At 68.7% G+C, this 12,317-nt stretch carries 13 protein-coding genes and 3 pseudogenes; 5 read left to right on the plus strand and 11 right to left on the minus strand.

All coding sequences use genetic code 11. The features are described 5' to 3' along the window. Nucleotides 1-24: 24 nt before the first annotated feature. Nucleotides 25-273, minus strand: a pseudogene (locus OH735_RS24175) (serine/threonine protein kinase); the annotation flags it as partial. A 433-nt stretch (nt 274-706) separates the two neighbouring features. Here OH735_RS24175 and OH735_RS24180 point away from each other — a divergent pair. Continuing rightward, nucleotides 707-965, plus strand: a pseudogene (locus OH735_RS24180) (TetR family transcriptional regulator); the annotation flags it as partial. Nucleotides 966-1,000: 35 nt separating this feature from the next. On the opposite strand, the gene OH735_RS24185 reads toward OH735_RS24180, so the two are convergent. The 5 genes from OH735_RS24185 to OH735_RS24205 all read right to left on the minus strand — a co-directional run bounded on the left by OH735_RS24185 (nt 1,001) and on the right by OH735_RS24205 (nt 3,936). Beyond that, nucleotides 1,001-1,660 carry a DUF2690 domain-containing protein gene (locus OH735_RS24185; RefSeq protein ID WP_406383620.1) on the minus strand — a complete coding sequence of 220 codons (660 nt, stop codon included), beginning with the start codon at nt 1,658-1,660 and terminating at the stop codon, nt 1,001-1,003. A gap of 713 nt (nt 1,661-2,373) precedes the next feature. Next, nucleotides 2,374-2,790: a type II toxin-antitoxin system VapC family toxin gene (locus tag OH735_RS24190; protein ID WP_406383621.1), complete on the minus strand. Its 417-nt coding sequence runs from the start codon at nt 2,788-2,790 to the stop codon at nt 2,374-2,376. Beyond that, on the minus strand, nt 2,766-3,095 hold the full coding sequence (locus OH735_RS24195) for a hypothetical protein (protein WP_266748221.1): 330 nt from the start codon (nt 3,093-3,095) through the stop codon (nt 2,766-2,768). Before OH735_RS24195 ends, OH735_RS24190 begins: the two co-directional genes overlap by 25 nt. A gap of 101 nt (nt 3,096-3,196) precedes the next feature. Further along, nucleotides 3,197-3,388 carry a hypothetical protein gene (locus tag OH735_RS24200; RefSeq protein ID WP_406383622.1) on the minus strand — a complete coding sequence of 64 codons (192 nt, stop codon included), beginning with the start codon at nt 3,386-3,388 and terminating at the stop codon, nt 3,197-3,199. Nucleotides 3,389-3,399: 11 nt separating this feature from the next. Next, a complete protein-coding gene (locus OH735_RS24205; RefSeq protein WP_406386707.1) occupies nt 3,400-3,936 on the minus strand; it encodes a DUF5753 domain-containing protein in 537 nt (178 codons plus the stop codon). 40 nt (nt 3,937-3,976) lie between these two features. Between OH735_RS24205 and OH735_RS24210 the strand changes: the two genes are divergently transcribed. Then, on the plus strand, nt 3,977-4,195 hold the full coding sequence (locus OH735_RS24210; RefSeq protein ID WP_406383623.1) for a hypothetical protein: 219 nt from the start codon (nt 3,977-3,979) through the stop codon (nt 4,193-4,195). A gap of 346 nt (nt 4,196-4,541) precedes the next feature. Here OH735_RS24210 and OH735_RS24215 read toward each other — a convergent pair whose 3' ends face one another. After that, nucleotides 4,542-5,099, minus strand: coding sequence for a TetR/AcrR family transcriptional regulator (locus OH735_RS24215; protein ID WP_406383624.1), 558 nt, complete (start codon nt 5,097-5,099; stop codon nt 4,542-4,544). Nucleotides 5,100-5,163: 64 nt separating this feature from the next. Here OH735_RS24215 and OH735_RS24220 point away from each other — a divergent pair, with 64 nt between their 5' ends. Then, nucleotides 5,164-6,141, plus strand: coding sequence for a DsbA family protein (locus tag OH735_RS24220; RefSeq protein ID WP_406383625.1), 978 nt, complete (start codon nt 5,164-5,166; stop codon nt 6,139-6,141). A gap of 202 nt (nt 6,142-6,343) precedes the next feature. Here the strand turns inward: OH735_RS24220 and OH735_RS24225 are convergent, their stop codons facing one another. Beyond that, the gene (locus tag OH735_RS24225; RefSeq protein ID WP_406383626.1) at nt 6,344-6,916 is read right to left on the minus strand and encodes a dihydrofolate reductase family protein; all 573 of its coding nucleotides are present in this window, start codon (nt 6,914-6,916) and stop codon (nt 6,344-6,346) included. 200 nt (nt 6,917-7,116) lie between these two features. After that, entirely contained in the window at nt 7,117-9,720 is a 2,604-nt protein-coding gene (locus OH735_RS24230) for an MDR family MFS transporter (protein WP_406383627.1), read from the minus strand. A 359-nt stretch (nt 9,721-10,079) separates the two neighbouring features. Here OH735_RS24230 and OH735_RS24235 point away from each other — a divergent pair, with 359 nt between their 5' ends. Together OH735_RS24235 and OH735_RS24240 are read left to right on the plus strand one after the other, a co-directional pair. Then, nucleotides 10,080-10,640 (plus strand): hypothetical protein, encoded by a 561-nt coding sequence (locus OH735_RS24235; protein ID WP_406383629.1) that lies wholly within the window; start codon nt 10,080-10,082, stop codon nt 10,638-10,640. Continuing rightward, nucleotides 10,637-11,245, plus strand: a complete 609-nt coding sequence (locus OH735_RS24240) for a hypothetical protein (RefSeq protein WP_406383630.1) — start codon at nt 10,637-10,639, stop codon at nt 11,243-11,245. The genes OH735_RS24235 and OH735_RS24240 overlap by 4 nt, the downstream gene beginning before the upstream one ends. 159 nt (nt 11,246-11,404) lie before the next feature. Here OH735_RS24240 and OH735_RS24245 read toward each other — a convergent pair. Together OH735_RS24245 and OH735_RS24250 are read right to left on the minus strand one after the other, a co-directional pair. After that, nucleotides 11,405-11,518 (minus strand): annotated as a pseudogene (locus tag OH735_RS24245) (ABC transporter substrate-binding protein); the annotation flags it as partial. 207 nt (nt 11,519-11,725) lie between these two features. Then, nucleotides 11,726-12,310 (minus strand): helix-turn-helix domain-containing protein, encoded by a 585-nt coding sequence (locus tag OH735_RS24250; protein WP_406383631.1) that lies wholly within the window; start codon nt 12,308-12,310, stop codon nt 11,726-11,728. Between the last annotated feature and the right edge of the window lie 7 nt (nt 12,311-12,317).

The raw sequence follows: 12,317 nt of genomic DNA on the forward strand, positions 1-12,317 counted from the left end.
AGGCCAGGCCCAGACCGAAGCCGATGAGGTCGCCACCCAGGGCACCGGGGCCTCGGTGTCGGCGTCGAGCACGGCTGCCGTCCAGGTCCCGCCCACCAGCCGGGCAGCCGCCACCTCGCGTGCGAACCGCTTACGGAATTCCGGGTGCTGGGCGTGCTCGGCCTGCACCACCTTCACAGCCACGGTCCGTCCGGCTTCCGAGCGGCCCAGGTACACCAACCCCATGCCGCCCGCGCCCAGACGGGCTATCAGGCGATACGGGCCGATGCGCATAGGGTCCTCGGTGATCAATTGGTACACGGCAACAAAGTAGTTGAGGAGCCCGGACCCCGGTGTCGAATCACGGTGAATGAATCCGCGCTCGGCCGTACCGCGCGGCCGTACCGGCAACTCCCGCAGTTCCCGCAGCCCTGTCTGCGCTCCAAGGGCCGCTCCGCGCCTGGCCTCGCGCTGAGCTTCACGCTGCCGGGCGATGTCCGTAGCGCGCTCATCGGGCGTACTACGATGGTCGCCGCGCTGGAGGCGCACGGGCTCGCCCCGTACGTCTGGCCGGTCACGCACGCAGCGGGCGAACTCATCGCCGTCACGGCCAGGATGAGCCCGGGAAAGGAGCTCTCTGTGTCCCTGCGTCACCGGGACGACGCGCTCCGCCTCCTCGTCTGGGACCAGCACCCCCACCACCCCGAACCGGACATGGCCTGGTCACCAGCACGGCCTGGCCGCCGCGATGCAGGGGGACAGCACTGGCTTCGAGACACTGCACACCTACTTCCTCGACCGCCTCCTGCCGGTGTGCACCCAACTCCTCGACGCTCCGCCGCCTCTGGCGAGATCCGCTCCGGCCTCGACGCCTACCAACTCATGCGCGGCATCGGAAACCTCGGCGTCGGCGCCGACAGTGACCCCGCTACGACGCCCGCCGGCTGGTCGCACTCCTCGTCGCGGGACTCCGCCAACCGCACTGATGGGGAACGGTTGAGCAGCAGAGTCGGGGCTGCGGTTACTGTCGGCTGGGGCTGGGGCTGGGGCTGGGGCTGGGGCTGGGGTTCGCGGACGCGGTGGCACATACCGTGCCACGGGATGCGACGATCGCGCAGGCCTTGGCGTCGCCGGGTTCGGGTGCTCCCACCATCTTGGTGTGGGCATCATGGCCGGACTGCTGGCGATACTCCTCAGTGTGTCCGCCGTTGTCGATTACCTGAACCCGATCGTTCTCGGAGGTGCCACTCATCTTGGCCCAGGCCGAGCGGCATCGGCCGCTGTAGCGCAGCTCGACCAGGATTCCGTGGCCACGGCCGGTGAAGGCGCTGACGGCGTCGTTCTGGCAGACCGTGGTTGTCGGCTCCACGTGCACGCAGGATGCGCCGTTACAGGACGCGGTCGGCGAGACCTGGGTAGCGGACGGTGACGAAGAGGACTCGGCCCCATTGCCGGGTTCCCGCGTCTGCCTCTGCCACACGACGACAATCACCGCTACCACCGCCACCGCCACCGCCAAGGAGCCGAAGACCACCGTGCCGCGCCCACGACCGCCCGGGTCGTTGTATGTGACCGGCGCGTTGTAGGTTTTGTTGATGTCGCGGCCGGCCAGGTCGACGTGCGCGCCGTCCGTTGCCTTGGCTCGCTGGTCGTTTCTCCCCGGGACATCCTGACCGGTCACTGCTGCCCCCGGGTGTCCTGGTCGCGACCAGCCAGGGTGATGCGCGCGTTGCGAGACCCCTTGGCACGCTGGACGATCTCCTCGGAAACCTCCTCTCCGTCTGCCGTTCCACCACCTCCAGAGCGCAGGTCACGGCCGGCCAGGTCTACCTGGGCACCGCTGGTTGCCTTCGCCCTCTGCCGCACCTGCCGACGAGGGCTCTCTGTTGGTGGTGTGGTGCCCTGGCCCGCCCACCAGTTAACTGCCCCAGCGACTGCGGCCGCGGCGACGCCACCGAAGGCGAGCGCCACCACCCACCGGTCATCCTCCGCGGGTGGCAACCACCCGAATGGGACCGCCCTGACCAGCCACACGCACAACACGAACGTGACCACCGACGCCGTCCCCGCCACCAGCCACCGCACCAGACGCGACATGCAGGCTCCCCTCACTCCTGTCTGTCATACAGATTCCACTGCGAGGACCTTCCGACACCCGGCGGTGAACACCTTTGCGAGGACCAGCAGCGTCACACTCGTCTGCTCGGACTTCATCGGCAAGCGGCCGAACGGCGTCACCGACCCCGGCCGCGCGGGAGCGTTCGCGGTCGGCGGCCAGGGGGTCGGGCAGGTACGGCTCCGGTCGATCAGGCCCGCGCGGAAGCTCTTCCTGGCCGTCGACCACCGGTCGGGGACCTTGGTTCCTGCGGTCCCGACCCTTTCGCATGCCCTTCCTCAGACGCCCACGGCTCGCACCCGGTCCCCGCAGAGTTTGTTGATGTCGTCCACGTCCGATGTGACGACGACCCGCGGACCCGCGTAGCTCAATGCCGTCGCGGCCACGACGGAATCGATGGCGTACTTGTGTCCGTGGAGGTTCGCATTGCGAAGCAGGTCGATGGCCTGCCACGTGATCGCCTCGGTCACAGGTAGCACTTCGAGACGGGATACGTGCCACCGAAAGCGGTCCATTCGGACCTTTGAATGCCAGGTCTCGATCAGCGTCAGGTTGCTGACAGCGACCAAGGTGTCCTTGGACTGAGCAGCCCGGACGAGTCCGACGATCCGGGGATCATTGTCGATGAACCGGTTCAGCCCCTCGGAGTCGAGGAGGAGGATGCCGTGGCTCAGCCGGCCTTGTGGACGTCCCACCCGGATTCCCCCTCCGCTGCCGACTCGACGCGTTCCTGCATCGACAGACCTTCGGCTTCCCGGAAGATTTCCGCAGCCCAGTCCTGGATTTCCTGGTTCGGTGGACCGATCTCCGCTTCCTTGGCCTGGAGCAGCTCCTCCAGCAGATCGCGCTGTATCTGCCGTTCCACGGCCGCACTGATGTAGGCCGAGAAGCCGCGGGCTCCGACCCGTGCCTTCACGGCGGCGATCCGGCCGGCAGGCATGGAAACGCTGACCTTCTGGGCGGGGCCCTCGTCGGGACCGTATTCCGCAGGGGTATCCATGAGTCCGATGGTAGCAATTGATGTGGTAAATCTCTCGCCGGGCGTCTACTGCCCCAGTGCGCGAGGGAGCGCCCCGGGGGCGGTGGTCGACTGGTGTCCTGCTAAAGCAGATGGTCGGCCTTGCCGGCCTTGATGTCGCGGATCATCTGCTGGAGCGCCTCGCGGCTGTCGGTGAGGTAGTGCGCCTCGGCGCCGACTATGGCGATGTAGCTGTTGCCCGCCTCGTCGGTTCCTATCCGGTAGCAGTTCGCTGCCTCTCCGCAGTACGGGGTCTCCCAGGTGATCTCAGGCATAGCGGGTTCCCCTAAAGGTCGTTGGCAATGGTGAGGATGAAGTCGCGGGACTGGACCGGGTTCAAGGCCACCGCGCGCATGGTCTCAAGCTGGGCCCGGTACTTGCGAAGCTGCTGTTCGGAGTCGTAGAACTCCGGTCCGTGGGTGCTGTCAAGTTCCACGGTGTCGAGCTCCGGCACAGGGCCCTCGGCGTACATCACCGACTGTCCGGCACCGGGGAAGCCTCCGGCACTGAACGGAATGGCGTGCATGGTCACGTCGTATCGTTCAGACATTTCGAGGATGTGGTGGAGCTGTCCCTTGGCTACTTTCGGCCCGCCGAACTGGGTGCGCAGGGCAGCCTCGTACATGACCAGTTCGATCGGAGGCGGATCAGCCTTGTCCAGTACCTGGCAGCGATCCAGGCGCAAGGCCATGCGTGCATCAACGTCGGCGGGGGCGAGTTGCGGAATGACATGCTCGAAGACGGCGCGGGCGTGCTCCGCTCTGGAGGCGCACGGGCTCGCGCCGTACGTCTGGCCGGTCACGCACGCTGCGGCCGAACTCATCGCCGTCACGGCGAGGATGAGCCCGGGAAAGGAGCTGTACGTGTCCCTGCGTCACCGGGGCGACGCGCTCCGCCTCCTCGTCTGGGACCAGCATCCCCAGCACCCCGACCCGGACCTGGCCACGCTCTGCGAGACGCGGCGTCGGCGGGCGCTGTGGCTGCTGGCCGCTGTTGTGGACGACTGGGGTGGGGAGTGGGGCGCGTGTGAGGCAGCCCCGCCGCAGCGAGGTATCAAGTCCTGGGTTTCGCTGCCTCGTTGACGTCCGCGATCGGCGGTTGGTGCCGCGCTTGGCGGGGTGGATGCAGAATCTGCCCCGCTGTGGCGTACAAGTGGTGACGTCCTGCGGCGGGTTCCCCGGTCGACGACCTGGTGACGCGGGGTGACTCGGCAGTGGGGGCTATGACTCGAAGGACGTGCGCCGGGCGCCCGTCAGCGTCGGGCCCTGCGCTGTCGTTTCGCTGGTGATTGGTATCGCGTCGTACTGAACTCCCGCCCATATGGCTGTGTTCCGAGTGGGGCGGGAGCGCTTAATTGAGGCTCGTCGTGATGGCGTCGGTCATGCCGGTTGTTCGGTGGGAGGCGAACCTTGTGGTCAGCTCCTCCTGTCAGTGCCGGAACAGCCGCCAGAACGCCAGGGCGGTCTCCTCGGCAGGGGCAGGGGACTCGTCGGTGACCCAGGTGGCGATCACTCCCATCAAGGCGCCCGCCAAATACGCGGCATGCACCTCGGCCCGTACGTCGTTGAACCCGGCGGGGCGGCGCCCCTCCCGGAACGAGGCGGCGAGTTCTGCGGTCAGTCGTTCCCGCATGCGCGCCGCGAACAGCGCACATCCCTGAGTGCCCAGCATGCGTCGATACAGGGTCGCACTGTCGGCGATGTGTCGGAACAGCGCGTTGAGCGGCTGGGGTGCATCGTCCCGGCGCGCGTCGAGCGGACACAGTGCCGCCGCGCGCGCCACATGCGTCATCGCCTCTTCCATGGCGTCGGTCAGCAGCGCGTTCACGTCGGGGAAGTGCTGGTAGACGGTGGCCCGGTTCACGCCGGCGCGCTTGGCGACTTCCGACATGGTGATCGCGGCGGGGTCCTTGACCGCGGCCAGTTCCAGGATCGTCGTCCGCAGCCGGGCCCGACTGCGCTGGGCGCGAGGGTCGTCCAGGTTCATGCGGCTAACACTAGCCGACATCTGTCGCTTTTCTAATCGATAGATGTTGGTTAGTGTTCCTGGCATGCGAATCGAGATCTGGGCAGACGTGGTCTGCGCGTGGGCATACATCGGCAAGCGGCGCCTGGAGAACGCGCTGTCCGGTCCGGAGCCTGCCGAAGCCCGGGCCGAGGTGGTCTGGCGTCCCTTCAGGACCGACCCGACCACACCGGACCAGGCGAGTCCCATCGAGGAAGCCTGGCGCGATCCGATGGTCGACGCCGCGTTGCGGCAGTGCGCGCCGGGTCCGTCACCGGCGGAGAACTGGGTCCGCATCTCGCGCGTCGCGGCGGATGAAGGGCTGGGGCCGAAGTGGGGAGCGGCCTGGCGGGCCAGTAGCCACGACGCCCACCGGCTCCTCCAGCTGGCCTTGGAGCGCGGCGGCGCCGTGCTCCAGAACGAGGTGGCCGAGCAGGTGATGAAGGCGTACTTCATCGACGGCGAAGACATCAGCGACCGCCACCGCCTCGAGGCCATTGCCGTCCGCTCCGGATTCGCCGAGGGGGCGGAGCTGTTGGACACGGACGCGGGCGACCGCGAAGTACGAGAACTTCTCCTGATCGGCAAGGCGCGGGGCATCACGACCTCACCGACGATCGTGGTCGGCGACCGGGCATTGGCCGGCGCCCAGCCGCCCGAGGCGATCACGGAATTGCTCGCCGGGGGCGATCGCGGTCGTACGGTGCCCGAGGAGGTCCGGCGCCTGCGCTGGGCGGAGTCCCTGCTGGACCAACGCGACCCGCTCGGCGCCCTCACTCTGCTGAAGCCCTTGCTCGACGGACACGCGGACGACCTGAACGTCCGTCGGATCGCGGCACGTTGCTACTTCCACTCCGCCCAGCTGGCGCGCGCCCACGACGTGCTGAAACAACTGATCACCGATGCGCCGGACGACTCCTACGCGCGCCTCATGTTGGGCCGCACCCTCCAGCGTCTGGGAAGGGAGGACGAGGCTGTTCCGCACCTGAAGGTGGCTGCCGTCATGACGCCCGAGTACGCCTGACCGGCCGACATCGGCGCCGCCCCGTCCCCGCCGCGGCGTGCAGCTGCTCGGCCGGCGCCGAGTGAGGACTTCCCCTGTCCCATCCCGGTCACCGTCGCACTCGCCTTGGTGGGCGACCTGCTGGTGCGGATCGGTCCGATGGGTGCCACGTCCGCAGGCAGGCTCGCCCTGCGGAGCGGCAGGGCGAGCGCGGGAGCCCGCGTCAGCGGACGACGTCGAAGACGTTCTTCTGCAGACCGTTGGAGTACGCCTCGTGCTCGACCAGCTTCAGCTTCTGGGTGTCCTTGTCCGTGTCGCTGAACAGACGCTTGCCCGCGCCGAGCAGCAGCGGGAACACAAGCAGGTGGTAGCGGTCGATCAGGCCGGCGTCCGAGAGGCTCCGGTTGAGGGTGGCGCTGCCGTGGATGATGATCGGGCCGCCCTCGGTCTCCTTCAGCGCGGCGATCTCGTCGAGCGAGCGCAGGATCGTGGTGTCGCCCCAGTTCGAGACCAGGGCGTCCTCGGCGAGGGTGGTGGAGACGACGTACTTCGGCATCGCCTTGTAGTCGACGAAGTCCTCCATGCCCGGCCAGACCGGGCTGAACGCCTCGTAGCTGACCCGGCCCATCATCATCGCGGTGGCTTCCTGCTGCTCACGGCCCTTGATCTCGAATGCCTCCGGGAGGAACTCCATGTCCTTGAAGGTCCACCCCGAGTTCCGATAACCGGGCTCCCCGCCCGGGGCCTCCACTACGCCGTCGAGCGAGACGAAGGCGGTGCTGATCAGGGTGCGCATCTGAGATCTCCCAATGTCGTGCGGTTGGTTCGCAGCAGTTCGGACGGTGCAAACGTCGACCGGCTTCGCGGCTGCGGTGCACCAACTGTCTATGACGAGCTGACCGCCGATCGTGGAGAAACTCATCGGTCACCACCGAAACGATCAATGATCGGTGCCCCGATGCACCGGCCCTGGCGGACGTACTGGGGCGTACGGGCTCACCGGGGGCCGGCGCCGTCGGTCGGGGCCTTGGCCGTGACAAGGAGGCCGGCGAGCAGGCCCGCGAGCAGTGTGAGGCCGACCGCCCACCAAAGGGCGACGGAGTAGCCGCCCAGGACCGCCCTGTCCATTTCCCTTACGGTGTCGGACAGCGCTGCCGGAAGGTTCTGTTGGCCGAGCAGGACGCCTTGTTCGGCTGCTTTGTTCAAGCCTTCAGGAGCGCCTGACGTGTGATGCAGCCGGGCGGCGACCGCCGAGGTGAGGATGCTGCCGAACAGGGGAGAGGCGGCCCAGTTGCCCGACTGCTGGGCCGCGTTGACCATCGCCGAGGTCCCGCCGGAGTCCTGCGGACAGATGCCGCCGGTCGCGGTGGCGAAGAGCGGTACGAAGGCCAGGCCGAGACCGAAGCCGATGAGGAGGGTGCCGGGCAGCACCTGGGTGGCGTACGCACTGTCGGTGTCGATGCCGGTCAGGAGCGCCAGGCCGATCGCCGTCAGCACCAGCCCGGGCACGATGATGCTCCGGGGCGCCAGTCGGCGGTACAGGCGGGCGGAGACCTGGGTGGAGGCGATGGCGACCGCACCGGCCATGGGTAGCAGGGCCACGCCGGTCTGCGACGGGGCATAGCCGCGGGCACCCTGCAGATACAGGGTCAGGACCAGGTACTGGATGAGTACGCCCGAGCTGATGAAGGTCAGGGCGAGGCAGGAACCGACACGGTTGCGGTCCTCGAAGACGTACCGCGGCAGGAGCGGGCTGGTCGTCCTGGTCGTCCTGGTCTGCGACCAGGCGAAGAGCACGAGCATGCCGAGTCCGCCCACGAGGAGGACCACGACCAGGAAATCGGCCCAGCCGCGCGACTCGGCCTGGTGGAATCCGTAGACGAGGGCGGCAAGCCCGACGGAGCCGAGCAGCACCCCCGGTACGTCGGGGCGGGCCGGGGTGCGGACCTGGGTGTCGCGCACCAGGGCGGCCGCACCGATCGCGGCGATCACGGCGAGCGGGACCCCGGCGTACAGACACCCGCGCCAGCTCAGATTGACGACCAGCCAATTGTTCGCGAACGTGCCGATCGCAATCCCACCGCCGACGATCGCCGCGTAGATCCCGAAAGCCCTGCCCCGCGCCTTCGGATCGGTGAAGCCGGCCGACACCAGGGCCAGCACGGCCGATGAGATCAGCGCGGCGGACGCGCCCTGCAGGACCCTGGCCCCGATGAGTACGCCGAGGGAAGGGGCCGATCCGCCGATCGCGCACGCCACCGCGTAGCCCGCCGAACCGATGATCAACGTCCGTTTGCGGCCGAGGAGATCAGTGATGTGTCCGCCGAGCAGCAGCGATATGCCGAATGCCAGCCCGAAGGCGGTGATGAGCGAGCTGCCGTCGCCGGTGGAGAGGTTCAGATCGGCAGAGATGGACGGCAGCGCCAGGTTCAATGACGTCGTGCCGATCAGCACCAGCAGCTGCGCCAGCGCGGCCACCGTCAGTCCCCACCATCTCCTGGGGATCCGGGCATCGCCCGGGGCAGGGGGTATGGGCGGGCCGCCGGGCACCGGGCCCGCGGACGGTGCGAACGCCGGCGGCGCCGGGCGATGGTCCGCCGGGGTCGTCGGGGTGTACGCGGGAGGTGGGGGAAGCGGCTGGGGCTGCGCGGGACGCTGAGCCTGGGCAGGGATGCGCGGGTCCGACTGCGTGACCCGGACCTCCGGGGCGAAGTCCAGCAACTGGGCGGCATGGCGCCCGAGTTGGGCGAGCACCGAGCCGGGTAGCCATTCGCCGTCCTGGTCGGTGGCCGTGCGGGCGGCCACGTCGGCGGGTGTGGGCCGCTGGGCCGGGTCCTTGTGCAGGCATTCCCGTACGAGATCGACGAGCGACTCCGGTACGCCGGTCAGGTCCGCCTCCTCCTCCGCGATCCGGAAGAGGTGCGCGTTCAGGCCGGTTTCCGTGGCGCCGAAGAGGAGGCGGCCGGTGGCGGCGTAGACCAGGACGGCGCCCAGGCAGAACACATCGCTGGCCGGGGTGAGTTCGAGGCCGCGTACCTGCTCGGGGGACATGAAGCCGGGGGAGCCGATGAGCATTCCGGTACGGGTGTGCAGGCTGTCCTCGGCGAGGCTGTCCATGGCCCGCGCGATTCCGAAGTCGATCACGCGCGGGCCGTCCACCGTCACCAGCACGTTGGACGGCTTCAGGTCGCGGTGGATCAGGCCCGCCGCGTGGACCGACTGCAGAGCCACTGCCAGGCGGTTGGCGAGGGTGCGGACCGAGTGCTCGGGCAACGGCCCGAAGTCCTTGGCGACCACGGTGGTCAGATCGGGCCCGGGGATGTACTGGGTCGCCACCCAGGGCACCGGGGCCTCGGTGTCGGCGTCGAGCACCGCTGCTGTCCAGGTCCCGCCCACCCGCCGGGCAGCCGCCACCTCGCGGGCGAACCGCTTACGGAATTCCGGGTGCTGGGCGTGTTCGGCCTGCACCACCTTCACGGCCACTGTCCGTCCGGTTTCCGAGCGGCCCAGGTACACCAACCCCATACCGCCCGCGCCCAGACGGGCTATCAGGCGATACGGGCCGATGTGTGTTGGATCCTCGGTGATCAATTGGTCCACGGCAACAAAGTAGTTGAGGAGCCCTGGCCCCGGTGTCGATTCACGGTGAATGAATCCGCCGCCGCCGTACCGCCGCACCCGTACCGGCAACTGCCGCAGCTTCCGCGGTTCCCGCAGCCCTGTCTGCGCTCCAAGGGCCGCTCCGCGCGCGGCCTCTCGCCGAGCTTCATGGCACGCCACCGGAGCACGGGGGTCAAGAACAAACGTGACACTCCGGGGCCCATGTGTCACGTTCCAGAACAAGGGCCCCTACCCCGGCGGCATTTCGAAGCCGCTTTCCGCGTCCGTGGGATGAGGGCGACGAAGCGCGCGGCGCTCGTCGGTGTCCGGCTGTCAGTCCCCGCGCCTAGGGTGCTCGCATGATCAGCTGGATACAGGGCTCGTTCCGCGGCCACGAGGTGAATGTCGTCCTCGCCCGCGGCATCCCCCTCGACACGCTCACCCAAGGCCTTCGCGACCGGCAGCGAGAACCGCTCGCCTCCGGCGAAGCGGACGGATGGGCGTGGGCGGTGCACGACATGCTCACCTGGGATACGGAGGACTACGACGCGGAGGACTACGACGACGTCGACTACAGCGCCCTGTGCCCGGACGGCGCAGAAATCGTCGTGTTCGTTACCGAACCCTGCAGTGCCAAGGGCTTCCCGCCCGCCTTCGAGTACTACCGGGACGGACGCCTGACCCTCGGGTTCAACTTCGAGGACATCCAGCAGCGGGTGGGGGCGAACCCGGACCATCTGTCTCCGGAACTCCTGGCCGCGGGCCTCATCGGCCCCCGCGCGGAATGCGGACAAGAAGACGACCCCGGTCACGACTGTTGCGACCACGATGACGACGATCGCGAACGTCTGGTGCAGGTGATCGCCGACTACTTCGCCCTGCCCTCGCCGCCCCTGTCACCGGAGGTGACGTCGAAATGAGCTGGCTGGCCCCGAACACGTTCGCCACCTTCTGCAAGGGCCTGACCTTGCCCACCATGTCCGCCATCTTCACCGAAGCGGGGCTTCCTGCCCTCGCCACCGGCGAATCGTCCGGTTGGGCATGGGCGACACACGACGCGTACAGCGCCCCGGGCGGGGCGTCCGGCTGGGGTCTGGCGCGCGACATCACCGGCTATCGCTATGCGGACCGGGTGAGCCATCCGGATCGCGTGGAAACCGTGTTCCTGGCATCCACGCCCGCATGCGAGTGCCCGCACGGGCAGAACTACATGGTCCCGCACTGCGCCGAGCACCCGTTCCAGTTCATCTACAGCCGCGGCGGGTTCGAGATGACGTACTTCAACTTCGGCCGACGCCGTGAATCACGGCGTGCCGGAGGCACGGCCGACCTGCTCGTACGCGAACTGCTGGACGCCGGGATCGTCGGACGGGACGTTCCGAAGTACGACACCGATCCCGGCTTCAACGCCGACGGCACCCACACGGTGCGGATCATTGCCGACCACTTCGGGCTTCCCTCACCACCGCTCGGTCTCGGGCCCGCGGGCTCATCGACCGCCGCGGCTGCCGGCCCCCAGCCGTAGCGGCCGAGGCCGAACAGTCGACCCGGTACCGGCCGACGTTACGCCGGGTGGCCGGCGACGGGTGGCTCGGCGACCCCATCGGGATAGTGCCGGCCCGCTTCCACGCAGCGGCGCAGGTCCGCTTGCTCCAGCCGGCCGGCGTCGAGCACGGCGACCCGGTCGGCCCTCGGCGCTGTAGAGGAACTCCATCCACAGGCGGGCGGCCGCCGGGTGCGGGGCCTCCTTGTTGATGGCCTGGCAGTAGTACTGGGCGTAGACGCCGTCGCCGGGGACAACTCCGCCACCGCGGCACCGCTGGAACGCCACCGGGGGCCGGCGCCCGCCTGAACCACCGGCATCGGCGGTTCCGTGTTCCGGCGGCAGGGCGTACGTTGACGTTCGGTCAACGTCGTGGACAACCTGTGGATGCACGACCCCGCGTCACGTACGGCACGCCGGGCAGGAGCTGGTGCAGGAGTGCGCGGCTCGAACGGCTCGCACTCAGCGGGAGCCGCTCCAGGGGGCCGGGGCGAAGGTCCACAGGACCTCGGCCGGAGACGGGCCCGAGTTGCGCCAGTTGTGGGGCTCGCGGCCGGGGAACGTGAGGGTGTCGCCGGCCGTCAGCGTCTCCGTGCGCCCCGTGAACTGCACGGAGACCTCGCCGGTGACGACATGGAGAACCTCGACGTCGCAGTTGATCGTGTAGAGGTCGTCGCCACCGTTCGCGCCGGGTTCGAGGTGCGAGCGCAGGACCTGGACCTTCGACTGCGCGCGCGGTGTGATCAGGCGGTCGACGACGCCGTGGCCACCCATGTTGATGTTCGGCGCCTCCTCGAGGCGCACGACCTCGGTGTCGGCGTCCTCGAAGAGGGAGCCCACCGGCAGGGAGAGCACCTGACACAGGGTCACCAGGGTCGTGACGCTCGGCGAGGTCTCGTCGCGCTCGACGCGGCTGATGAAACCCCTGGTCAGGCTGGTCGCGGCGGCGACCTGTTCGATCGTGAGCCCCTGCGCCTTGCGGCATGCCCGAAGGCGCGCTCCGACACGGACCGGGCTGGCGGAGGGCGTCGGGTGCAGCGCTTTCATGAAGTCC

The sequence above is a fragment of the Streptomyces sp. NBC_01618 genome, from assembly GCF_045209435.1.
Classification (GTDB): domain Bacteria; phylum Actinomycetota; class Actinomycetes; order Streptomycetales; family Streptomycetaceae; genus Streptomyces.